At 66.8% G+C, this 23,806-nt stretch carries 12 protein-coding genes and 2 pseudogenes; 8 read left to right on the top strand and 6 right to left on the bottom strand.

Annotated features, from left to right (window positions below):
* Positions 1–534: 534 nt before the first annotated feature.
* Positions 535–1,500: a helix-turn-helix transcriptional regulator gene (locus NR810_RS49165; RefSeq protein WP_257462936.1), complete on the bottom strand. Its 966-nt coding sequence runs from the start codon at positions 1,498–1,500 to the stop codon at positions 535–537.
* Between the two features lie 106 nt (positions 1,501–1,606).
* Here NR810_RS49165 and NR810_RS49160 point away from each other — a divergent pair, with 106 nt between their 5' ends.
* Positions 1,607–2,041 carry a GFA family protein gene (locus tag NR810_RS49160; RefSeq protein ID WP_257462935.1) on the top strand — a complete coding sequence of 145 codons (435 nt, stop codon included), beginning with the start codon at positions 1,607–1,609 and terminating at the stop codon, positions 2,039–2,041.
* An 863-nt stretch (positions 2,042–2,904) separates the two neighbouring features.
* Here NR810_RS49160 and NR810_RS49155 read toward each other — a convergent pair.
* Entirely contained in the window at positions 2,905–3,213 is a 309-nt protein-coding gene (locus tag NR810_RS49155) for a hypothetical protein (RefSeq protein ID WP_257462933.1), read from the bottom strand.
* A 550-nt stretch (positions 3,214–3,763) separates the two neighbouring features.
* Positions 3,764–4,151: pseudogene (locus NR810_RS52970) on the bottom strand (helicase-related protein); the annotation flags it as partial.
* 230 nt (positions 4,152–4,381) lie between these two features.
* On the opposite strand from NR810_RS52970, the gene NR810_RS49145 reads away from it, so the two are divergent.
* From NR810_RS49145 to NR810_RS49130, 4 genes are all read left to right on the top strand, one after another.
* Positions 4,382–7,252, top strand: a complete 2,871-nt coding sequence (locus tag NR810_RS49145; RefSeq protein WP_257462931.1) for an ELWxxDGT repeat protein — start codon at positions 4,382–4,384, stop codon at positions 7,250–7,252.
* Positions 7,253–8,194: 942 nt separating this feature from the next.
* Positions 8,195–9,358: a hypothetical protein gene (locus NR810_RS49140; RefSeq protein WP_257462929.1), complete on the top strand. Its 1,164-nt coding sequence runs from the start codon at positions 8,195–8,197 to the stop codon at positions 9,356–9,358.
* A gap of 191 nt (positions 9,359–9,549) precedes the next feature.
* Positions 9,550–10,341 carry a transposase gene (locus NR810_RS49135; RefSeq protein ID WP_257462927.1) on the top strand — a complete coding sequence of 264 codons (792 nt, stop codon included), beginning with the start codon at positions 9,550–9,552 and terminating at the stop codon, positions 10,339–10,341.
* Positions 10,338–10,928: a DUF4291 domain-containing protein gene (locus NR810_RS49130; protein ID WP_257462925.1), complete on the top strand. Its 591-nt coding sequence runs from the start codon at positions 10,338–10,340 to the stop codon at positions 10,926–10,928. Before NR810_RS49135 ends, NR810_RS49130 begins: the two co-directional genes overlap by 4 nt.
* 362 nt (positions 10,929–11,290) lie before the next feature.
* Here the strand turns inward: NR810_RS49130 and NR810_RS49125 are convergent.
* Together NR810_RS49125 and NR810_RS49120 are read right to left on the bottom strand one after the other, a co-directional pair.
* A pseudogene (locus NR810_RS49125) lies at positions 11,291–11,704 on the bottom strand (protein kinase domain-containing protein); the annotation flags it as partial.
* Positions 11,705–12,565: 861 nt separating this feature from the next.
* Entirely contained in the window at positions 12,566–16,450 is a 3,885-nt protein-coding gene (locus NR810_RS49120) for a DEAD/DEAH box helicase (RefSeq protein ID WP_257462924.1), read from the bottom strand.
* Positions 16,451–16,800: 350 nt separating this feature from the next.
* On the opposite strand from NR810_RS49120, the gene NR810_RS49115 reads away from it, so the two are divergent.
* From NR810_RS49115 to NR810_RS49105, 3 genes are all read left to right on the top strand, one after another.
* The gene (locus NR810_RS49115) at positions 16,801–17,067 is read left to right on the top strand and encodes a hypothetical protein (protein WP_257462921.1); all 267 of its coding nucleotides are present in this window, start codon (positions 16,801–16,803) and stop codon (positions 17,065–17,067) included.
* A gap of 32 nt (positions 17,068–17,099) precedes the next feature.
* Positions 17,100–18,203, top strand: a complete 1,104-nt coding sequence (locus NR810_RS49110; protein WP_257462920.1) for a hypothetical protein — start codon at positions 17,100–17,102, stop codon at positions 18,201–18,203.
* Between the two features lie 141 nt (positions 18,204–18,344).
* A complete protein-coding gene (locus NR810_RS49105) occupies positions 18,345–19,562 on the top strand; it encodes a hypothetical protein (protein ID WP_257462918.1) in 1,218 nt (405 codons plus the stop codon).
* Positions 19,563–19,647: 85 nt separating this feature from the next.
* On the opposite strand, the gene NR810_RS49100 is transcribed toward NR810_RS49105, so the two are convergent.
* On the bottom strand, positions 19,648–23,745 hold the full coding sequence (locus NR810_RS49100) for a TOMM system kinase/cyclase fusion protein (RefSeq protein WP_257462917.1): 4,098 nt from the start codon (positions 23,743–23,745) through the stop codon (positions 19,648–19,650).
* Between the last annotated feature and the right edge of the window lie 61 nt (positions 23,746–23,806).

The following is a 23,806-nucleotide window of genomic DNA, read 5'->3' as shown; positions in this document are numbered from 1 at the left end:
GGCAGTAAGGGGCAGGGCGGGTAGGGGCAGTAAGGGGCAGGGCGGGTAGGGGCAGTAAGGGGCAGGGCGGGTAGGGGCAGTACGGGGTAGTGGCAGTAAGGGGTTGGGCGGGTAGGGGCAGTACGGGGTAGTGGCAGTAAGGGGTTGGGCGGGTAGGGGCAGTACGGGGCAGTGGCAGTAAGGGGTTGGGCGGGTAGGGGTAGTACGGATGTGACGAGGGGCGAGGGCCACTCGTGAAGCCGGCTCAGGGGTTTGGGGATAGGGATTGGGGAGCCGGTCCTCGACGGCACAGTCAAGTCGCGAGGACCGGTTTGCCTGACCCATGACGAGCCATTGAGACACCACGAGTCATTGAGCGCATGCCGAGACGGCGCGGCCTTTCGCGCCGCACCTGTCTCGGAGCGGAAGGTGTCTCTTTCCACAGAAGAGCAGGTGTGCTGCCTCTCGCGCATGTCGGCGCGCTCGGCTACACGACCTCCATGCTCCCCCTCACTGCTCCAATCGCTCGGGCAGTGATTGGCTCGATAAAAGCCCTCATCCCTGCCGGCTTCGCGCCGCACGTGCGAGCCGCTCCGAGAGTCGGCGGAGGTGGTCGATGAGCTCCTCCGGTTCATGGACCTCGAAGTCGAACCCCAGGAAGCCCAGGTGGAAGGCGAGGTTCTCCAGGCTGTCCCCACCCGTGAGCACCAGGCACCGGTCCCCTTCCAGGGCCTCGATGTGCCCGGCCACTCCGGACAGCCGCTCCGCGACCACCCGCGCCGGGGCGTGGATGGTCACCCTGGCGCGATACCGGTAGGCATCGGTGGAGATGGCCTGCGACACGTAGGCGGCGACGTCCTCGGCAGGCAGCGGACGGGCTCGGAACCTCGGTCCGGTGGCGGGCTTCGGACCGATGCGGTCGACCCGGAATGTCCTCCACTCCTCCCGGTCCAGGTCGTAGGCCAGCAGGTACCAGCGAGAGCTGGTGTGGACCAGCCGGTAGGGCTCCACCTGGCGTTTGCTCGCCGCCCCCTCCCGGGCGCGGTAGTCGAAGGACAGGCGCTCCACGTCGCGGCAGGCGTTGGCCACGACGGCCAGTGTCTCCGCGTCCACCGAGGGACCGGACTCCCCCAGCCGCACGCTGACGCTCTGTAGCGCGTTCACCCGGCGCCGCAGCCTCGAGGGCAGCACCTGCTCGAGCTTGGCCAATGCCCGGACCGAGGCGGCCTCCAATCCCTTCACGGGCCCGGACGCCGCCGCGCGCAGGCCCACGGCCACCGCCACCGCCTCCTCATCCTCCAGCGGGAGCGGGGGCAGCTCCTTCCCGGCCCCCAACTGGTACCCACCACCCACGCCCGCCGCCGCATGCACCGGGTACCCCAGGCTGCGCAGCCGATCCACGTCGCGGCGCACGCTGCGCTCGGTGACCCCCAGCTGCTGCGCCAGGTCTCCACCCGCCCACACCCGCCGGGATTGCAGCAGTGCCAGCAGCTTGAGCAGCCGGGCCGACGTCTGGACCATGCGGGTTCCTCCCATCGCGGACCGAATCTGTCCGCGACCCTTCCTATCTTCTTCCCGTCACCAGGACGAGCCCGGAAGGGGCCGTCCCCATCCAGGAGAACCCTCCATGAGCAACTTCTCGGGCCTTCGCACCTACCGGGGCAGCTGTCACTGTGGCGCCGTCCGCTTCGAGGCCGAGCTCGACCTCGGCGCCGGGACGACCCGCTGCAACTGCACCTACTGCAGCAAGAGCGGATGGTGGGGGTGCCACACGAAGCCGGCGGCCTTCCGCCTCCTGAGCGGCCAGGAGAGCCTCGTCCGTCTCGGCAAGACGCCGGCCGCCGACCGGGACCGCTGCAAGACCTGCGGCCTGGAGCCGTTCGGGCACGGCGACATCCCGGAGCTGGGAGGGGAGTACTACTCCGTGAACATCCGGTGCCTCGACGGCGTGGACCTCTCCGGGGTGCCGGTGCACTACCTGGATGGGCTCCATGACACCTGGGGCCTGATCGCGGAGGGCTCCTACGTCAACCCGTTCGGCAAGGCGGGCGGCCTCGCCTGACGAGGCGAGGGGGGGTCAGGTCTTCTCTATGAAATTGTCCGCGGTGACCGGAATGGCTGGCGGATTGTTGATGAAAATCACGATCCGCTGCAGGTTTTCATCCGGGAGACTCGCTTCTCGGTTCCAACCTGTAGTCGGTCGAACACGCCCGGATGTGACACCGTGGCTGGCGGACGTCCGTGCACCAGAGGTGATGTCCAGGCGGGTCGAGCCGCCAAAGCCCCCCGCGATCATTGGCTGGTCTCGGTGACAGACCGGCCCAGGTAGGTCATGAGATGTGTCACCCGGTCTTCTCGTAGATGAGATTGACGGTATTTGCGTCGATGCGCGCGCGGTGGGACCCGGAAGGGCCGCCGGAAAGGGAGGGGGTGGCTTTTTTACAGGATGCCCGCGCAATCGTCCTGGAGTCGCACCTGGCCTCGCGGCCTATCTCCTTGAAATCAGAGGGGCTCAGGCATCACGGGAGTCCGGCACGGCGAATGCTATGGCTCTTCCCCGTGGTCGACAGGGGTCGACGAGCAGTACGGGGCAGGTCGGGCGGTAAGGGTTGGGCGGGTAGGGGTTGGAGGGGTTGGGCGGGTAGGGGTTGGGGGCAGTACGGGGCAGTGGCGGTAAGGGGTTGGGCGGGTAGGGGCAGTACGGATGTGACGAGGGGCGAAAGCCACTCGTGAAGCCGGCTCAGGGTATGGGGAAGGGATTGGGGCGCCGGTCCTCGACGGCACAGTCAAGTCGCGAGGACCGGTTTGCCTGACCCATGACGAGCCATTGAGCGCATGCCGAGTGTTACCGAGCACGCCGGATGAGGGAGAAGTGGGCCCGGGCGAGCAGGGGCGGGGCGAGCTCTACCGGGCGCTGGTGGGACGCTACGGGTTCCAGCAGTTGGCGGGTTGGTCGCTGATCCGAACCCAGAAACGCGTGTCGCTGCGGACGTTGCCGTACGAATACCAGGCCCAGCCACCACCGCTGTGGTGGAACTGTGCCATCTGCCAGCCCGCACCGAAATAACTGGCACAGAGTTGGTCCGCCGCCGATTGGCTGGTCAGCCACGTGCCAGGAACGGGTTGGGTCGTCGCGATGTTGCCACCGACCCATCCGTTATAGAAGTCGGTCCACAGGTTGCTGGGCTTGGGCGAGCCATCCAATTTGATACAGAGAATGGGCAGTGCCACCATGCATGAAGTATCCCCGGCATAGGCGTTACAAGAAACCCCGCCAGCATGGCACCCCACCTCGTCCACGCCAGGGGCGTCCCCGTGGTTCATCTTGCCCCACGTCATTCCCCTCCCGCCACTGGCGAAGGCTGGAATGGCACCAAGGGCAATGCACACCACTCCAGCTGCTCCAAAGCGAACAAACCTCATTCTCGCCCCTCCTTGAGTGTAAAAGGCTGGATTGCCTTGCTCGGCCGACATCTCAAGAGCCGAAATCTCGGCGGAGCGAGGAAAAGGTGAGGGGCTGCTCCTGAATTGGCAACTCAGGGCTGCTGAACAAAGACAGGAATTCCATGTCAATGACTGGGATTGTTCGTGGCGAATGAAGGAGTGGCTCGCGAGGGTGATGGGCTGAGTCGTACCGAAGGGCAATGGGACCGAGCGGTATCAGCGAAGTGTCCGGCAAATCCTTGGACATGACCTCGAAGCGACACGCGGAGGTGCTTCCGGGCGTGAAGTCGAGCAACTGGTCCGAGGGTCGGACCAGTTGGTGCAACTCGCGGCAGGCCGGTCAGTGCACCGTCCGGGGCGGTGCGTCTTCCCCGTCATCGCCCGCATCGCGCGGAGGTTCGCCCCCCGCGAGCAGGGCGAGCAGAGCCTTCGTCGTGAGCCGGGCCGCCACATCCGTGCCCTCGAGCACCTCCGCCACGAGCGCGCGCTTGTCCGAGTGCGGCGAGAGGAGCTGCTCCTCGAGCGACCCCCCGGGCGATGAGCCGGTACACCGTCACCGGCTTCGTCTGGCCGATGCGGTGTGCCCTGTCCGTGGCCTGGTCCTCGACCGCCGGGTTCCACCACGGGTCCAGATGAATGACGTCGTCGGCGGCGGTGAGATTGATGCCGGTGCCTCCCGCCTTGAGCGAGATGAGGAACACCTCGCCCTCTCCGTCCTGGAAGGCTTGATGGCCACCTTCATCGACTCCGTCCTGTTGGAGGGCACCCGCTACACGTCGCGCGGGAGCAGTGACCTGCTCTACCTGAAACTGACGCCGTAGGAGCCGGTGCCAGTAGGGCACGCGTGTCAGGGGCTCGCCACCCGGCGAGCCCCTGCACCCTCGGATTCCAAGGGGTTGGCGCTCGGCGCTCGCGGCGCGCTTCTTGCGGCAGGCCGTGGCCGCAAAGGAGAGCCGACATGCGTTCCAATCACTGGGTGTGGGGGGGCCTCGTTGCCTCGGTGTGGCTCATGGGCTGCCCCTCCACGGATGGACATGGTGGAAACCCCGAACCTTCTTCAGACTCAGGTACAGGGCCCGCCCCCTTCTTGATCAAGGACATCAACGAGACGATCCCTCAGGCCGCCATGCCGCGACAGGTCGTCACCGCGGGCGGTACCACGTTCTTCACGGCGACCGATGCCACCTCGGGCACCGAGCTCTGGAGGACGGATGGGACGGCAGAGGGCACGCAGCTCGTGAAGGACCTGCTGCCGGGACCCCTCTCCTCGTCTCCGTTCTCCCTGACGGACAGGGCCGGGACGCTGTTCTTCTTCGCCCAGAGCATCCTGGGCAGTCACACGCTGTGGAGGAGCGATGGAACGCCAGCGGGCACGGAGCCCGTGAAGGACTCGCTCGACCCGAGCTCGGGCCTGGAGCAGTTCGGCGAGCGGCTCTACTTCCGGAGCAACGACGGCCACGTCCTGTGGGAGAGCGATGGAACGCCGGAAGGCACGCGCAAGGCGCTCACCTTCATCGGCTACCAGTCCGAGGGCTCATACTGGGAGACGAAGCTGAACCGCCTCGCCGGGAGCGTGAATGGCACCCTCTTCCTCGATGTGCAGAGGAACACCCGGTCTGGCACGGGGTCGCGCTCGGCGCGGGAGCTGTGGCTGCGCGCCGACGACGGCATGACGACCGAGGCCTGGCTGATACTGCCTCCGTCCACCCCGTCCTCCACGTCGGGCTCCGACTTCGCGGTGGTGGGCGATGCGCTCTTCTACCGTGGGTTGTCCGATGACGGGACGATCGGCCTGTGGAGGACGGATGGGACGCGCGCGGGGACGGTGCGGGTGCGAGACGTCGAGCCGGTCGCGCTGGCCGCCGTGGGCGGAACGCTCTTCTTCCGGGTCGATGCCGGCGCGAGCGGCGGCACGGAGCTGTGGAAGAGCGATGGCACCGAGGCGGGCACCGTCCGGGTGACGACCTTCCCCCAGAGCGCGCGCCCCTCCGAGCTGACGGCCGTGGGTGGCACCCTCTTCTTCCGGCTCGACGAGGGCGCCAGCGGCGGCGCGGAGCTGTGGAGGAGCGATGGCACCGAGGCGGGCACCGTCCGGGTGCGCGCCTTCCCCGCGGGGGCATTTCCCTCCGAGCTGACGGCCATGGGCGGCACCCTCTTCTTCCGGCTCGACGAGGGCGCCAGCAGCGGTGCGGAGCCGTGGAAGAGCGACGGTACGGAGGTGGGCACGGTGCGGCTGAAGGATCTCGAGCCGGGGACGACGGGCTCGGGGCCCTCCGGGTTCGAGGACGCGGGAGGGACCCTGTTCTTCACCGCCCAGACGGGAGCCAGCGGCCCGGGGGTGTGGAAGAGCGATGGCACCGAGGCGGGCACCGTCCTGGTGCGCGCCTTCCCCTGGCCCACGGGTGACGCCTTCGAGGCGGCGTCCACGACTCCGCCCCCGTCGGCCATGCTGAATGGAACCCTGTTCTTCACCGCCCGGGACGAGACCACGGGCCTGGCGCTGTGGAAGAGCGACGGCACGGAGGCGGGCACCGAGCGGGTGTTGGACCTCTCTTCGGGAGCCTCTTTCTCCTCGATGCTCGCCACCGAGCGGATGCTGTTCTTCACCACCAGCATCCCGGGCATCCCCGGCACCGCCAGCCTGTGGAAGAGCGACGGCACGGAGACGGGGACGGCGCCGGTGGACTCCCTGGCGCCCGCGCTGATGGGCACCTCCACCAGCTGGTCCCGCGTCATGGATGGGATCGTCGTCTTCCAGTCCTCCGGCAGGTCGAGCGGCAGGACCGAGCTGTGGAGGACGGACGGAACGCAGGAGGGCACGGTGCTCCTGACGTCACGCAACCTCGCCATGCAACCCCTGGCGAGCCTCGACGGGGTGTTGCTGCTCACAGCCCCCAACTCGGACAACGCCCTGGAGCTGTGGCGCACGGATGGGACGGCGGAGGGGACCTTCCAGGTGAAGAGCTTCTCCCACGGAGCGCGCATCCTCGTCCACAGCCGGCGCGCGGGTGACGAGGGGCTGCTCTTCATCGTCCACGACCGGGCTTCCGGGCCGATGCTGTGGCGCACGGACGGGACGGAGGCGGGCACGGTACTCGTGAAGGGCTTCCCCATGCCCGGCAGTGAGCCCACCGTCGTGGGCGGACTGATGGCCGACGTGGACGGGACCGTCCTCTTCGTGCTGCGCGGCCAGAATTTCGACTCCGTGTTGTGGCGCACGGACGGGACGGAGGCGGGCACGGTGCCACTCAAGGCCATCTGGCCGGGCGCTCCCCAACAGGGCCAGGGCCAGTTCACCACCTCCGGCGGGAGGCTCTACTTCTGGACCGGCACCTGGGATTTCAATCTCTGGACGAGTGACGGAACGGAGGAGGGCACGGTCCTGTTGAAGGGCTTCGACTCGGGCACGCCCACGTACGAGCCCTTCGTGGTGATGGACGGGAAGGTGTTCTTCAGCGCCAGTGAGGGAGAGGCGGGCCGGGAGCTGTGGAGCACGGATGGGACGGAGGCGGGAACCCGCCGGGTGAAGGACCTCGCCCCGGGAGTGGCGGGCTCGGCGGTCGTTCCCATGAGCACCTGGAAGGGAAGGCTCGTCCTCCGGGCGACCCTGCCCGACAACCCGCGCATGCCGGTGCTGTGGATCAGCGACGGCACGGAGGCGGGCACGGTGCCCTTGCGAAAGGACGACATGGGCCGCATGCCCTACAACCCGTACGCGATCTTCCAGGTGGGTTCGCGGCTGCTCTTCCGCGCCACCACCCCCACCACGGGCTACGAGCTCTGGGGCCTGGAGCTGCCCGACCCTTCACCGGAAGACTCGAGCGGGTGAAGCGGGGTAATCCTCGCTGGCGTAGTGGCTCCCCCGGTCCGAGTGGTGCAGCAGCCCGCGTGGTTGCTGTCTCCCCTCGAGGGCCATGTCCAGAGCGCGCAGCGACAGGCAGGGGCTGGAGCGGCTGTGCCGCTATGGGGCGCGTGGCGCGCTCGTCGTCTGGCGTCGCTGGTGCCTCCGCCTCGGACAAACCTCACGAGGTTCCACGTCCACCAGCTCGCCCACCTTCCTGGAGAGGTTGGCGCGCAGGTACTACAAGGTGGAAGTGATTGGAGGCGAAGGTGAAGGCATATAGCCGGACGGTGTCGGCGCTCTGCTGGACGGCTCGCGCCAGCACTCCTCCCACCACTTCATTCACCTCCGCACAGGGGCGCAGCAACAGCCGCCCCTGGTAGCTCCTGAACATGACGAAGCAGTCGCCCTCCTCCTGGAACATCCTCAGCGGCCAGCCCATCCCCTTCCCCCTTCTTGCGCTTCGTTGACACCTTCTCGGGGGTTTTTTTGGGACGCAGGGCGCGTCATTCCCTCTTTATCCCCCGAGATGCCGAGGCGGCCCAGGTTGCCTCGTGCATGGAGCCATTCCAGCGGGAAAGGGAAGCCCATGGGCGGTATGGAGCCAGTCGGTGGAGCTAGCGACGCGCCGAGGAGGCCCGCCAGCAGAAGGCCACGGCCGACGCGCCGCCCCTCGGCCGTAGGGGCTGGCAGGACGAATTCGTGCATGGCTCGCCGCGAGCCTGTGTCTGACCCATGCGGAATAGGCCGCATGCATAGATGGAGGTGTACATTGACGAAGAATTCAGTGGCACTGTTTTTCGGCGCTGTTCTCCTTGTTGTCAGTGTGTGGGTAGTCCCCACTCCGGCGTCTGCGAGTGAGGGTATCTCGGTGCGTACCCAGTCCCGTGCGTCAGCGGCGCTCAGTCACACGGTCGTGCAGACGGAGGCATGCTCGTGATCGGCTCCATTCCTCGCCGAGTCACCACCACGGGTCAGACGGCGGTCACGAAGCCTCCGGCTGCCAAGCCGGAGGCTGCCAAAGCGCCGCAACGGCCACCCGCAGCCACGCCCTATTTCCAAGACACCCTGGAAAAAGGACGGCCCAGCCCCGTGAACCTCAGCGGCTTCGGGAAGGCGTCACCGGCCGCGGTTTCTGCGCGCGCGGCTCGTCCTGATCCTGCTCATTTTGACGGCCCGAGGTTGCTGCATCTGCCCAAGTGGACGCCACAAGGCCAAGGCTACGACGCCAAAAACGGTGAAGTGCTCACGACCTATTACGGCAAGGAAAAAGGCAAGGTTAAAGTGCTGCTTTCCGTGCAGAACAAGGTCTCGGGCAAAGAGACGCTGCAGGTCTTTCTCGGAGGGAAGGGTGCGATGGCTGGACCCACGCACGGCGGTGGCGTCTCGACGGACGGCGAGTTCGTCTACGTTTCCGACACCAAGCGGATCTACGTCTACACTCGCAAGGAGATCGAGAGGGCGGCGGATCCGAAGGCGAAGACCGAGGCCCAAGCCATTCAGGTGATGGATGTCGAACACCCCAAGGTGGTGGATCCGAATTCGAAAACCAAGGACTTCCTCGCGTCTGGTGGCAGCTACATGACCGTGAAGGACGGCTACGCGTACATCGGCGGGCACAGCGACAAGGACGGTAAAGAGAGGGCTGGTGCCGTCTGGCGCTACAAGATCAACGAGGCGACTGGCTTACTCGACAAGAACTTGAAGGAGGGTCCCATCCGTGCGCCGCACCGCGCACAGGGCATGACGGTGGTCGACGGCGGCCTGCTGTTCACCACGGGGGAGAAGAAGCTGATCTACCAGCCGTTCGACGCGGACACGTTCAAGACGGACTTCACGCGCCAGGTGGATATCAGCAGTGGGTTGATTGATCCCTACGCCCAGGGCGTGAACATCATTGATGGCCAGCTCTGGGTGACGTACGAGAGTGGCTCGTACAAGTACCGCGATAAGCTCAACCCAAAGGACAAGAATGGCGAGAATGGCGAGAATGGCGAGCGCGTATACGCGCCACGGGATCACATCCAGCGAATCCCGCTGGATTATCTGAACCTCAAGGCGGCCGAACTCAAGCCGGGACAACTCAAGGGCTGAGCGTCCGGGGCGGCGCATTCCCACCCCGTGAGGGCGGCCAATGAGCCATCCTTCCCCGCGGCACCATGAAGCTCGAGCGCCATGTCGCGTATAGCGGTGATGAAGCGGCTGGCTGGCCACGTGCGTGGAGGCCCACCGAGCCCTGACTTGCGGCGGCACGGAAGTGACCGCCGAAGTGGGGGGAGTGGGCGATGGAGAACATCGGCATCGACGTACACAAGCGGGACAGCCAGGTGTGCATCCTGGGCGAGGGTGGCGAGGTGGTGCTGGAGCAGCGGGTGCGCACGCAACGGGAGCGGTTGGGGGAGCTACTGAGCAAGCGCCCGAAGGCTCGGGTACTGCTGGAGGCCTCCACCGAGAGCGAGTGGGTGGCACGGTGCCTGGAGGGCTGGGGGCACGAGGTGGTGGTAGCTGACCCCAACTTCGCGCCTATGTACGCCACGCGCAGCCGCCGGGTGAAGACGGACAAGCGGGACGCGCGCACCTTCAGGCTGAAGGCGGAGGTGGCCCCGCTGTTGAGCCTCCTGCTGCACCTCAACGAGCAGATTGCCTTCCTGGACGGGATGCTCGAGCGAGTGGCCCGCCGGGACGAGCAGCTCGCGCGGTTGTGCACGGTGCCGCATGTGGGCCCGGTGACGGCGTGCGCCTTCGCCTCCGTGGTGGATGACCCCAAGCGTTTCAGCGGGCCGCACCAGTTGGAGGCGTACCTGGGGCTGGTGCCGAGTGAGAGAAGCTCGGGGGAGAAACAACACAGAGGCCCCATTACCAAGACGGGAAACAGCCGGGTGCGCTGCTTGCTGATTCAGGCGGCCCTCTCGCTGCCGCGGGTGGGGAAACCGCTCAGGCCTGGACCTGGAGGGCCGCTCCGTGGCTCGTCCCGCTCAGCGACGAGCCGCTCGCCTTCTCCCGTGCGCAAGAGCCCTGACGTCCCGGCCCGCCGTCCTATCGGGGAGCCATGGTGGGCGGCTAACCTGTCCGGATGACCCGCCGCCGAGAGATCCGTGCCGACCATGATCGGACGTCCATCGTCGTGTACCAGGCCTATCCGGACGCCATCGCCGATGTGGCGCTCGAGCGGCAGCGGTTCGGCCCCCCGTTCTCGCTGAACCGGATGACGTGGATCAAACCCAGCTTCTTGTGGCTGATGGAGCGCAGCAACTGGGGGCTCAAGTCCGGACAGGAGCGGATCCTCGCCGTGCGCATCCGGCGGGAGGGGTGGGAGGCCGCGCTGGAGCTCGGGGTGTTGACGGCCTTCGAGCCAGACGCCCACGGTACCCCCCAGAAGTGGGAGCAGGACTTCGCGAGCGCTCCGGTCCACATCCAGTGGGATCCCGAGCGCTCGCTGCGAGGACAGTCGCTCCTCCATGACAGCATCCAGGTGGGGCTGGGGCGGACGGTCATCGGCCGCTACGTCGAGGAATGGATCCTGTCCATCGAGGATCTCACGGAGCGGGTGAGGAAGATTCGCAAGCTCCTCGATGCCGGGCGGGCCGAACAGGCCACGCGGCTCCTCCCGCGAGAGTCCATCTACCCGGTCCCCGCGCGACTGATGCGCCAGCTCGGGATGTAACGGGAGTCACATGGCGTAGGGTGCTTCAACTGTTGCGTCTCGGAAGAGAATGCGGCCGATGAGGCCCTGGACGGCGGCTTTGGCAGTAGTCATGGCGGTCCCGAGCCCCTTCCCCGTCCAACCCGTCTACAGAGTCGTGCGTCGAAGCGCATCCTCGAGTGAGCGCGGCGCGCGACCGGTGAGCCAACGGTTGAAACGGGCCGCGCTTGTAGACGTCTGCAAGCAAAGCCGGCGAGCGCCCGCGAATCAGAATGCACGGCCGAGGCTCGCAGGGTGGGGCAGGAGGAGCGGACCCGATTGCCGGGCGCGAGGGGCCCGCGCTCCTCACTGCCCGAGCGACGAGGGCGGCGGCTTCGCGCTAAGATGCCGTCGCCATAGGTGCCCACGTCATAGAGGGTGACGACGTTGGAGTGGGAGAGGCGGGCCAGGGACTGGGCTTCACGTAGAAGCCGTTGCTGCAACTCCTGCCGTTGGTGCCCCTCGGGGCGCAGCACCTTGAGGGCGACGCGGCGGCCCAGCTCCGGGTCATCCGCCGGGTACACCACACCCATGGCGCCGGAGCCGAGGCGCTCGCGCACCACGTAGCGGGAGACGGTGGCGCCGGGGGCCAGCGGCGGGGAGGGGCTGGACGGCGCCTGAGCGCCATCACCTGCCGCCAGCACCCACTGGCAGTCCGCACAGTGTTCCACGTGTGCCAGGACTTCACCTCTGCGCTCCTCGGCGAGCAACCCCGCCAGGAAGTCACTCAGCGTCGTTTCTTGGGGGCACGTTTTCATGGGGTGAGACTCCATGAGGAGTTCTTGTTCTTCTGTGTGTCAGAGGCTGGGGGCGGTGGTCACGCGAGCGACCAGAAGATTTTTTGGGACGCCGGCCGGGTCATTCCCTCTTTTACCCCCGAATGCCCGGGCAGCCCTTGCCTGGCTGCCTCACGCACGGAGTGGAGATGAGCTTGCCTGGATTTTTGAAGCCTGCTGGCACCCCTCGCCCTGCTTCCGTATCGAGTTCATCGACGCGCCGCTGGACGGGGACCTGCGCGTGGAACGGTTCAGTCGCGTGGCGGCCTTCTCGAAGTTCCACTTCCACCGGCAGTTTTAGCGAGCCGGGGCGTGGGCGTGTCCGTGGTGGACCCCCGCCATATCGAACCGGAGAGTCCAAGGGGAGGGGAGCGCGGACTGCGGCTCCATTGCTGCTGAGTGCTTGCTTGACGGGAGATGGCTCAGGCGGCGAGGTGGCGCACCATTCCTGCCTCGGAATGAAATCAACCGGGACATGCAACACTTTATTCGTGGGGCCGATAAATAGAGCAGTTGTCAGCCTTTCTCGTGTTCCCTCTCGCCGTATCACCATGCGCACACGATGTGCGCCAATAAGGAGACGACAATGCGCTTACCCCCTCCCAATCCCCCTCGTCCCAGGCCTCCCAAGAGCCCAGAGGGACCAGGCAAGACAAAGAAGCCCGATAAGACAGGGAAGCCAAAGGCGCCAAAAAGTCCCGGTGGCAACAGCGTTACGTCCAGTCCGGGGAGTGCGTCCAAAGCCAAGGCCAACACCGACCGCCATCGGGACTCGTTCGAGCTGCCCATTCGTCCCCGGCCGGCGCACCGCACCTGACGGGACTCGTCCGGGTTGGGGGGATGTCAGTGCACCGTGCGGGCCGGCGCGTCTTCCCCATCATCGCCCGCATCGCGCGGAGATTCGCCCCCCGCGAGCAGGGCGAGCAGATCCTTCGTCGTGAGCCGGGCCGCCACATCCGTGCCCTCGAGCACCCCCGCCACGAGCGCGCGCTTGTCCGAGTGCAGCGAGAGGATCTGCTCCTCGATGGTCCCCCGGGCGATGAGCCGGTACACCGTCACCGGCTTCGTCTGGCCGATGCGGTGCGCCCTGTCCGTGGCCTGGTCCTCGACCGCCGGGTTCCACCACGGGTCCAGATGAATGACGTAGTCGGCGGCGGTGAGATTGATGCCGGTGCCTCCCGCCTTGAGCGAGATGAGGAACACCTCGCCCTCTCCGTCCTGGAAGGCTTGAATCCGTCTGGCCCGTACGCCCGCCGCCGTCGCGCCATCGAGGTACAGGTACTTGAAGCCCGCGCGCTCCAGCTCCTCGCGGACCAGCTCCAGGTGCGAGGTGAACTGGCTGAAGACGAGCGCCCGGTGCCCCTCGCTGCGCAGCTCCTCGAGCAGCTCCAGCAGGCGCCTCATCTTGGACGAGGACACGCTGGACTGTGAGTCATAGAGCCGCGGGTGGGACGCCAGCAGCCGCAGCCGGGTCAGCGCCGCCAGCACCTGGAAGCGCTGCTGCTCGTTGCGCAGCCCCTTGCCCTCGGCGCTCACCTCGGCGACCGCCGCCAGCCGCGCGTCCTCGTACAGCGTCCACTCCTCCTCCGAGAGCGCGACCGGAACCTGGATCTCCGTTCGCGAGGGAAGCTCGCGCGCCACCTCCTGCTTCGTGCGCCGCAGCAGGAAGGGGCGCAGCACCCGGGCGAGCGCGGCTCTCGCATCCGGATCCTTCCCGCGCTCGATGGGCCCGGCGAAGCGCTCGCGGAACTGCTCCCAGCTCCCGAGCAGGCCCGGAAACACGATGGTGTACAGACTCCACAGCTCGCCCAGGTGGTTCTCCAGCGGCGTGCCCGAGAGGGCGATCCGGAACCCCGCCTGGAGCTGCCTCGCCGCGCGTGCGCGCCGTGTGTTCGGGTTCTTGAGCGCCTGCGCCTCGTCGACGACGAGCGTGGAGAACGAGACCGCGGCGAGGCTCGCCGCATCGCGCACGAGCAGCCCGTAGCTGACGATCAGCACGTCGTTGTTCGTGAGCCCCGTGAGGCACTTCGTCCGATCGGCCTGGTTCGCATAGAGCACCGGCCGGAGCCCCGGCGCGAAGCGCTCGAGCTCCTGCACCCAGTTGTAGGCGACCGACGTCGGCGCGAGCACGAGCGCGGGGCCGAGCCGCGCCCGGTCGAGCAGGATGGCGATGGCCTGCACCGTCTTGCCGAGGCCCATGTCGTCGGCGAGGCACGCCCCCGCGCCCCAGGCGGCCACGCGGCTGAGCCACGCGTGCCCTTCCACCTGATAGTCCCGGAGCGTCGCCGCGAGCCCCTTGGGCGGCTTGGGCTTCAACGAGAGCGAGGTGGCCAGCCGCTCCGTCAGCAACCGCCACGCGGGAGCGGCCTTGAGCTCCGCGCCCGCGTCGACGAGCGCGCTGATCGCCGGCACGGCTCCGGGGGAGAGCTCGACACGGTTCTTGCCGGTGAACGTGTGGTCCGCCACCGCGAGCAGCCGCTGGCGCAACTTGTCGCCGAGCTCCACCCAGCGGTGGGCATCGACGCGGACGAAGCGCTTCTGCCTCCGCGCGGCATCGAGCAGCACGGCCAGCTCGAGCCGGCCCGCTTCGACCTTCAGCTCGCCCGAGACGCCGAACCAGTCCCGCTTGCGCTCGATCTGCACCCTCAACGCCTCGGGGCCGACGGAGGAGGTGATGTGCGGCTTCTCATCGAGCCACTCGACCTCGAGCCCGTTGGGGGGCTCTCGTAGCGCGGCCACGAGCCGCAGCGCGGCGTCCGTGTCCCCGATGCGGAAGCAGTACGGAGGGCCTTCCTCGGCATCCTCGAGCGGAAGCCCGGCGAGCGCGGCGCGTGCACGCTCGTCCTCGGTCAGGAGCTGCCGGCGCACGTAGACGCGCTCCCCCCCGCGAGAGAGGAGCACGTCCCTCGGTCCCACTCCGGGAGGGTACAGCGGCGCGCCCTCTCCCGGACGCACGAGCAGCTCGAGCTCCAGCGAGATGTCCGGGAGGAGCCGCAGACGCACGACGGTGCGCGTCTCCGTCTGCAGCTCGCGGCCCTTGAGCGTGTTCGGCACGACGAGCGGAAGGCGGGCCTCGAGGCGCGACAGCCTTTCGAGCAGCTGCTCGTGGCTCTCGGGGGGGAACCGGTCGCCGTGCTTCTCGAGCACGTTCCACATCTGCCGGGCCTCCTCGTTCACGTCGATGAGGAGGCACCGTGCGCGCTGCTCCTCGACGGTGAACAGCGGCTCTCCCGGAGCGAACGCCCGGAGCAGGGAGCCCAGCAGCTTCGGGTTGAAGCGCTCTCCCTCCACTGAGGGCTCCAGGCGGATGTGGTCCTCGGCGGCCAGCGCGGTGAAGCCCAGCCGGACGCGCTTCACCTCGACCGGCTCGTCCGGACGGAGATCCGTCACGACCCGGGGATGACCGGCGAGTGCGAGGAAGGCCCGCGAGGGGTACGTCCCCGCGGCCCGCGAGGCGGGAGCCCACGAGGCGAGGTGCTCGGCGATCCGCAGCTCCGCCTCGGACAGCAGCTCCCGGTGTTCCTCGAGCAGCCGGGCCGCCGTCATCCTCGCGCCCGTGCTGAGCGTTCCGCGGCGCGTCTGCTTCTTCACGAGCGGCGAGACGGTGAGCGTTCCGAGCTCGTGCTCGATGCACCACCACACCTCGATGGAGGCGCGAGGCTTCGCGGCCGCGGCCTCGACGAGCTCCAGCTCCTTGAGCGCGCGGGCCCAGCTCGGGCGGAGGAGCTCCTCGGCGATCGCACGGGCCTCGGCGGCACGCGGAGGGCTGTCGAGCAGGTCCAGCGTCGTGTCGATCAACGCGAGCACATGCGTACAGCCGCGTTGCCGGGTGGAGCAGTTGCACTCGGCCTGGCCCGCGCCACCGCCGGGGAAGGTCAGCCGCGCGGAGACGCTCACGGTGGAGTAGTCGGGACCGGGGCGGACCACCCGGTCGCGCTCCTTCCACGTCAGCGCGCAGGTCTGGGCGTCGAAGCCCCAGGTGCCCTGTGCGCGCCGCTCGCGGGAGCGCGGAGAGGCCTGGAGGCGGAGGGGGCGCCGCAGCTCCAGCAAGCGGGACCAGAGCGGAGCGAGCACGGTGTCCGGATGGGCCTCGCGACGCGCGGCCTCTTCCGAGAGAGCCTGCTGGACCGAGGTGGCTTCGGCATTCAGGTAGTCCCAGGCGGCCTCGGGAATGGCCGTCTCGAGCCCTCTTCCGCGAGCGCCGCCGTGGCGCAGCGCACCTTCGCGGGAGCCGACGTCGCGGAGGGCAAGGCCGTTCAGGGCGAACCGGAGCCCGTTTCGCTGAGCCTCGTTGAGCGGCAGCTCCGGGAGGACGATCTCGGCGGAGACGGAGAGCGCGTACTGGACCTGGTGTGCCTCGGCCCAGTGCTCGAGGTCCTTGCGCGTGGAGAAGGGACCTTCCCGTGCTTCTTGCGAGGGCGTCTCGTCGAGCGGTTCCGGCGTCCCGGGAACGTGGCCGCGCTGGGCGAGGAACGAGAGGCCGAGCGCGACGGCGTGCTTGCAGACACCATCCCAGGCCGGACAGGTGCAGTGGGCCACGAGGGCGCCGCGCGGAGCGGACACCCGGACACGGTACTGCTGTGTTCCCGAGACGAGTCCCTCGAGGGCATCGTTCTCGAGGACACAGGAGAGGACACGGCCCTCGCGCCAGTAGGCTTCGCCGCGGGCGAACGCGTTTCCAGCGGTGGCGCGGAGGTTCTCGGTGGTGAGGAGCGCGGGCAACGACACGGGCGGCGGACTCTAACCGCGAAGTCGCGGCGGGCCGACACTTCTCGCATCGGAGCTCTTCGCCTGCCCGGCTGCTCACTGGCTGTCCGCTCCGGAAGGCTTTCCCGGAAATGTGTCGCCGAGTTGCTGGTCAAGCGTCCGAAAGCCCGGTACCGGTGGAACCCTGGCTGGGTGGGGCCATACTCTGACGAGCGCTTCCTCACGAAGCGCCTGTCATTGCACGGAATTCCAGAAATATTCTCTCTTTGCGGCTTCTCGCCAATGCCATTGATTATGCCGGTCTCCGTGCTCTTGACAGTCTGAATGTGACCGGGTTAATGTTTTTTCAATTTTTATTAAAAGGAGACGTCATGGATGATTCGAATGCGCAACCCAAGTCGTTGCTCTCTTTCTTGTACAACGTCATGTACGACGACAAGAAGACCCGCCCGGCCTTCCACGATGATCCAATCCAAGCCGCGCGTAGCTTCGGAATCACTGACCCGACGTTGCTGGAGGCCATCAACACGCTGGGCAAGGAAGAGACCAGCACCACCAGCGGTAATCGGGAGGCCTGGACGCCCATCCTCAATGCACTGGGTGATGAACTGCACGGAGAGCGGAACACCTTCTGGTGAGCCCTTCATCGTTGCATGGTGTTTCGAGTCAGATGGGCGAGCGCGACCGACAGCTGCAGACGGCCACGCAATCCTGGCCCGCACATGTGTCATTCTCCTTGACCGGCAAGTGGTTGCATCGTGAGTTGATCGATGCGTCCACCTCCGTGGGAATCGGACGATTCCTGCAAGACGTGTCGGGTCCTTTCTCTTCCTATTACCTGGAGTGCCGTCTCGCTGAAGGCGAGTCCCGCGTGGATTTCCTGGCGAGCCTCACCTCCGCGTGCGTCCAGGCCGCATATGACTCCGCCACCGTGATGAGGCGGGCCGGAGGTAGCGCGCCTTCGTGGACGGGGGTCGAGCGTTTCTTGAAAGAATGGGCGAATCCGGCCACCCGGCTGCACTCCGAGGTGCCGATGGTCTGGCTGGAATTCGACCACGTGCATGATGCCACCAGCCACCCTCCTGGGCCCAGCTTCCACATGTGTGTGGAGCGCGATTACCTGAGCCGAAGCGGTGGCACCGTGGCTCCGAAGGAGGATGACGGCCGTCAGCGCGAGTTGCTCGCGACTTCGTTCGACATCCTACTGGGTGCTCCACTCCCGCTCGAGCTCTCCCAGGGATTGAGCGTCTGCCTCCAGGCGGCGCGGCCATCTGGACGCATCATCCACGTCTCGGCAATGCTGGCGCGAACACCCGTGGCCATCAAGCTCTATGGCTGTATCCCGGCGCGCGTCTTCCCGGATTATCTGCGGGAAATCGGCTGGCCAGGCTCCTTCGAGGCGCTGAGCCGGCTGATGGACGAGTTCTGCTCACACGAGACGATCGATGAGATGATCTATTTCGATCTGGCGTTCGATGAGCGAATGACAGCCTATGCCGGCATCGTCTTTTCTCAGCCCCAATTGTCCGCAGCCTCCAACAGAGATCCACGGCGAACCGCACTCCTCGAGAGATTGGTGGGGGCTGGACTCTGCACGCCGCACAAGCGAGACGCATTGTCGCAGTGGCCGGGAACTGCTCGAGTGCAATATCCAGGCTCGGTCGAAGTGGCGCGCATGCACCGCTGGCTGGACGTCAAGGTCTCCCTTCATCCCAACCGCCCCGTCGAGGCCAAGGCCTATCTCGGCTTCAGGCCCGCTTTCTCGCTGTTCTAACATCGTATGCGCATTCCATTTCGTCCCCCGGCCATCCGCGCGAGGCGTCCACACCTGCTCATTTCTGGCTGCGCGCTCATTCTCCTGCCCGGTATGGGTTGTGTGACGAAGGCAACCAGGCCGAGTGAGCCGACCCTCCCCGTGAGCTCGACGGCTTCGTCGGCCGTGGCCCTTTCCACGGCGAGCGAACGGGTGGGCTCGGAGCGTCTGCCGACCTTCGAAGGGTCTCGCCAGTTTCTGGACCTCTCGTTCCTGGCGCAGAGCTGGTATTGCCGGTGGATCAATGCGGAGTCAGAGGCGGCCGCGGCTCATAGGACGGCACTGCTCGACATGGCGGAGAAGGACCCAAGGTGGGCGCGGCGGATGATGGATATCTACGCCTGGGATACCTTCCTGGCGATGAACTGGCCGCAAGGTTCGGGTGATGGCGGCCCCAACCAGAGCCTCCCGGACAGCAATGTCTATGTTCCCGTCTGGTCCTCCTGGGCCAGGAAGGACGAGCTGCCGAACAAGTTTTCACCGGATCCCAACCGGAACTGGCGTTGTGAAGGGAACTGTCTGGAGACGGATCTCCCGGGCGAGACGGGCACCGACGCGACGGATCCTCTCATCGCTCAGAACGGCCAGTATGTCTACTTCGAGTCCCGGGCCAACCCTGTCGTGGCCGAGCAGCTCAAGACGTACTGGGAGTCGACGCTGCTGCCGCCGATCACTTTTCGAGCTGGACAGTGCCTGCGAGGGGGGGATCAGTACGACCGGGCTCCCGCGGTCGAACTCAAGCTGGCCTGGAAGGTCCTGGACCCGAAGGTCGATGACAGCAAGCGCTTCTTCATGGTGGAGAATGTCCGCCTGCCCTCCAGGGATTCGGAGCAGGTCGTGAATCTCGGACTGGTCGCCATGCACGTCATGCCGAAGGTGAAGACCCGGGATTGGATTGCGATGACCTTCGAACACGTCGACAACGCTCCCGACCAGTCAGCGGTTGGCGGTGGGAGGACGTGGTCCTTCTTCAATCCAGCGTGCACTCACTGTGTGGAGAACGTTCCATCGAATGGCACCCCGGTGCAGCTCACCCGGACGACTCCCATCGACGCCGACACGCAGGCCCTCAATCAGGAGGTCCAGAGCTGGCTCAGGACCCAGAAGTCGGTCTGGCAATATTATGAGCTCGTTGGCACCCAGAATCTGACTTCGAGCACGCCGAGCCCGGATGAGCTGCGAAATACCGTGCTCGAGGCGTACATGGTTCCCCCCCAGAAGGCAGCTTCGAGCTGCCTCGGGTGCCATGACAAGAGCAAGAGCAGGGATTTTAGTTTTCTGGCAGATGACGTCCTGGGGTGGTCACAGTTGAGCAAGTAGGTCCGGCAAGCCCGCCGGAGGCGCGAGGAGCGCCTTTCCGCGAGCCGCGTTCGCGGCGGCTCGCGGAGCGGCCTCCGGGCGGTGCTCACAGCTGGCGAAGCAGTTCCGCCGCTTCCATCAGGTCACGCGTATCCTGCCCCTCGCTGAAAGCCCCGAGCACGTCCTGCAGCAGGCGGCGGGCGCGGGCTTCCTCGCCGCGTTGCTTCCACAGGCGGGCAGCACTCATCGCGGCTCGCAGCTCCAGGGCCCTGGCCTGCTGCTGGCGGGCGCGCTCCAGCGCTCTCGCGAAGCATTCCTCGGCTCGCGCCTCCGCTCCCGGAGCCGCGAGCGCCAGCAGCAACTCCCCATGAAGCCGGTGGCTCTCTGCCTCGTAGATGCAATCCTGATTCTTCTGGCACACCTCGAGCGCCTCGGAGATCGCGGCCAGTCCTTCCTGCGCACGCCCCACCTGCCGGTAGGCGTCCGCCAGCACGGTCAGCGACCACGCGCGATGCACCTCCGCTCCCGTCTCCGCCCAACCGGCGATGCCCGCGAGCATGTCGGCAATCCCCTCTTCCGCCCGGTTGCTCTCGAGCAACGCCCAGCCGCGCAGAATCCTGCCCTGTGCATGCCACAGCGCCAGGCCCTTCTCCACCGAGGTGGCGATGATGCGCTCGGCCTGTTCCAGCGCGATCGCACCTTCTCTCCGGAGCAGGTGGAGTTGCGTGGAGCGAACCAGTGTATGGACCGAGGTGTGAAAATGGTTCAGCACGGCGGTGAGCCTGGTGGCTTCACGGGAGGATGCGAGCGCCTGTTCCGGATACCCGAGGAACCAAAGGGTCAACGCGAGATAGGAGCGGGTCGAAATCCCAGGCTCGTAGGAATAGAGATCCGCGAGTGCTCCGTGCTTTTCGGGCTCGTGCTTGCGAATGCTTTCCTCGAGATGCGTTCGGGAGGCGCTGAATTCTCCTCTCCAGAGCCGGGTTCCGCCGTTCAAGAGGTGGGCGGGAACGGAGAGCGCCGGATCCCCCTGCCTCTCGGCCATCTCCAGGACCTCCGTCCCGAGTTCGAGGGCGGTGCGGTGCTCCGCCCGCACCGCGTAGAAGGCGCCCAGTCCCCACAGCACCGGGAAGAGCTGCGGCGGCTTTTCCAGTGACTCGCAGAGCGAGCGCGCACGCGTGAAGGCATTGCCCAGACTGGGGGCGGCGTAGCCCTCGGCTGTCATCAGCGCCGGCGCGAGGACGCCGATGATGGCCAGCTCCGTTCCGGCACGCTCACGTGGATCTTCAATGGCATCCAACCAGCCCATCGCCGTCCGGCAATGGGCGAGGGTCTGGCTGGTCGCCGCACGTTGGAGGGCACTCAACGCCGCCCGCCGCGTGTAGTCGATCGCCTGCCGTTTCTGATCCGCCGCCGCGTGGTGATGGGCGAGCAGCTCCGGGTGCTCCGAGACGGTCTCTGGGAATCGCTCCGCCAGGGCCCTGGCGATGCGCGCATGCACTTGTTGCCGTGAGCGCTTGAGCATGGTGTCGTAGGCCGCGTCCCGGATCAGTGCATGTTTGAAGACATACATGGAGCTCCTCAGCCGGCGCCTGCGGTAGATGAGTCCTGCCGAGATGAGCTTGTGGAGATCCTCCTCCAGCGTGGGTTCGGCGAGGGGACTCACCGCCCGGAGCAGCTCGGCCGAGAACTCCCGCCCGATGGCGGAGGCGACCTGGGCCGTCTCCTTGCTCCGGCCGAGGTGATCCAGCCGTGAAACGAGCGAGTCGCGCAGACTGGCCGGAACGAAGACGTCGGACAGTGGGCGCTCGAGCATGTAGGCGCCGTTGCGCTCCACGAGGACACCCGACTCCGTCAGGGTTCGCAGGAGCTCCTCCACGAAGAGCGGCACGCCGTCGGTGCGGTTCGAGAGCTGCTCGAGCACCTCGGGTGGAAGTGGCCGGTTGTGGGTGAGCTGCAGGGCCAGATGGTCGACTTCGGCCCGTCCGAGGCGTCCGAGCTGAAGCGGGAATACCGTGGCCAGCCAGGGAGGGGTGAGCTCGGGCCGGGTGGTGAAGAGGGCAAGGACCCGGGCCGAACCGACTTCGGCGAGGAACTGCCCGAGCAACTCCAGAGTGCTGGAGTCGGCCCAATGCAAGTCCTCGATCACCAGCGTCACCGGGGCCTTTTCAGCGATCTCGAAGAACAGCGACAGGATCGCCTCGTGGAGCAGCTCCCGCCTCTTCTGGGCCGAGACATCGAGCTCGGGCCAGCGCTGAGGCAAGGGCAGGGACAACAAGGGGGCGAACAGCGGCATGGCCTCGGCGAGCTCGAATCCATAATGGGAGAGCATCTGCTCGAGCTTGCCCACCTTGGCTTCCGCGCTCGCATCCCGTGACGAGTCCAGCAACCCGCTCAGGAGGCCACCGATGGAGTAGAAGGGACTGTTGGTGCTGGTATGCGTGCAACGGCATTCCAGCCAGGTGTGGGCCTGTCCCTCGAGCTTCACCTGGAGCTCGCGGACCAGCCGGGACTTTCCAATACCGGGCTCACCGCTGATCAATACTCCCTGTCCCATGCCGGCGGCGGCCGCGCGCCAGCGCTCGAGCAGAATCTCCAGCTCCTTGTCCCTACCGACGAGGGGAACCCCGGACAAGCCCTTGGAGTGGTTCTCCTCGTAGAGGTGGTGGAACTCCAGGGGAGAGTCCGCGCCGTCGAGGGGATGGAGACCCTGGGATTCGAGGACGAAGTGCTTGCGCAGCAAGCGCTCGGTCTCACCGCTGACGGCGATGTTTCCTGGCCGCACCAGCTCGCAGAGCTGGGTGGCGACCTTGGGCGTTGCTCCGACGACGTAGCCCGACGGGGAGCCCGAGCTCGTCCAGTCACGCAGCTCCCGCGCGACGACCATGCCGGTGTGCAGCCCGAGGCGGAACTCGATGCGTACCCGATGCTGCGCTTCGATCTCCGCTGCACGCCGCCCGAGCTCGGCTGAAATCTCCAGCGCGGCCTTGGCGGCGAGCTGCGCGTCGTTCTCCCGTGCCTTCGGGTACCCGAAGTAGAACAGCATCGTGTCGCCGAGCGCGCCAGCCACCAATCCCTCGAAGCGGCGGATGATGTCGCCGCAGACATCCTGCTGGGCTCCGAGGAGTTGATCCTGCTCTTCCGAGTCCACGTTCGCATCGGCAACGCTCGAGGCGGCCAGCTTGCAGCACAGGGCGGTGATCTGCCGGCGCTCGCCCTGGACGAGCCGCTCGGAAGGAGGAGGGCTGTCCTGTGGCGGACTGGCCTGCTCCAACGTGGCGGTGTCCGCCCCCAGCGCCGGATGCCGCTCCACCGAGCCGGAGCGGCTGGCCAGCCCGCTCATGTCGATGGCCTCGAGCTCCCGCAGCAGCTCCTTGGCGGTGACATCGCGAGCGGAGGGCTCCTTCTGTGTCGCCCGCCGGAGCAGGTCTCCGAGCGGGTGCCCCAGCAGCGTCTCGGGGAAGGGGATGGGCTCCGCGGACAACTGCTTGTAGATGACCTCCGCTGCGGAGGCCCCTTCCATGACGCGCTTGCCCGTCAGACATTCCAGGAAGATGAGGCCCCAGGCGTACAGATCCGAGCGAGGCGTCGGTGGCAGGCCCCGGAGTTGCTCGGGAGCGGCATAGGCGGGTGTACCGATGGACTCGTTGGTGGGGGTGATGTGTGGATGAGGAGCGTCCTCTCCGGTGAGCACACCAATGCCGAAATCGACCACCAGCGCGTTCCTGCGAGCGCCCGTCGGTACCACCATGATGTTGGCGGGCTTCAGGTCCCGGTGGATGACGCCCATCGAGTGAGCGCAGGCGAGTGCATCCAGGAGCTGAAGCATGAGGTGCCGCGCCTCGTTCGGCTCCAGGCCCCCCTCTTCCTCGAGCACCTGGGCCAGGTTCTTGCCGGGCGCGTACTCGAAGACGGTGTAGACGAGCCCCTTCTCCGCCTGTCCCGAGTCGATGAGCTGGACGATGTTGGGGTGATGCATGCGGGCGCAAATCTGCATCTCGCGCTCGAAGCGCCCGACGCGCTTCTCCCTTTCCTCCGCGGAGGCGTCCTCCGCGACGCGCAAGACCTTGAGCGCCACCGGTTGACCAGTGGCAAGCTGGCGCGCCTTGAAGATCGTTCCGAAGCTTCCTTCCCCCAACTTGTATAGGAATTCGTAACGCTCTTTCAATGCAGCAGCAATCACTTGCCTCTTCGCTTCATCCATGGCGCTCCCTTGCACGGGCCACGGACTATAGCTGCCTTCATGGGAGCTGAAAACCCGACGG

The sequence above is a fragment of the Archangium lipolyticum genome (genome assembly GCF_024623785.1).
GTDB lineage: Bacteria > Myxococcota > Myxococcia > Myxococcales > Myxococcaceae > Archangium > Archangium lipolyticum.
This window is presented reverse-complemented; position numbering and strand designations above follow the sequence as displayed.

What these genes read in the sequence shown, in the direction of transcription:
- NR810_RS49115 (WP_257462921.1), top strand. Translation starts at nt 16,801, where the DNA reads ATGGATGATTCGAATGCGCAACCCAAGTCGTTGCTCTCTTTCTTGTAC.
- NR810_RS49145 (WP_257462931.1), top strand. Translation starts at nt 4,382, where the DNA reads ATGCGTTCCAATCACTGGGTGTGGGGGGGCCTCGTTGCCTCGGTGTGG.
- NR810_RS49160 (WP_257462935.1), top strand. Translation starts at nt 1,607, where the DNA reads ATGAGCAACTTCTCGGGCCTTCGCACCTACCGGGGCAGCTGTCACTGT.
- NR810_RS49135 (WP_257462927.1), top strand. Translation starts at nt 9,550, where the DNA reads ATGGAGAACATCGGCATCGACGTACACAAGCGGGACAGCCAGGTGTGC.
- NR810_RS49140 (WP_257462929.1), top strand. Translation starts at nt 8,195, where the DNA reads ATGCTCGTGATCGGCTCCATTCCTCGCCGAGTCACCACCACGGGTCAG.
- NR810_RS49165 (WP_257462936.1), bottom strand. Translation starts at nt 1,500, where the DNA reads ATGGTCCAGACGTCGGCCCGGCTGCTCAAGCTGCTGGCACTGCTGCAA.
- NR810_RS49110 (WP_257462920.1), top strand. Translation starts at nt 17,100, where the DNA reads ATGGGCGAGCGCGACCGACAGCTGCAGACGGCCACGCAATCCTGGCCC.
- NR810_RS49100 (WP_257462917.1), bottom strand. Translation starts at nt 23,745, where the DNA reads ATGGATGAAGCGAAGAGGCAAGTGATTGCTGCTGCATTGAAAGAGCGT.
- NR810_RS49155 (WP_257462933.1), bottom strand. Translation starts at nt 3,213, where the DNA reads ATGGTGGCACTGCCCATTCTCTGTATCAAATTGGATGGCTCGCCCAAG.
- NR810_RS49130 (WP_257462925.1), top strand. Translation starts at nt 10,338, where the DNA reads ATGACCCGCCGCCGAGAGATCCGTGCCGACCATGATCGGACGTCCATC.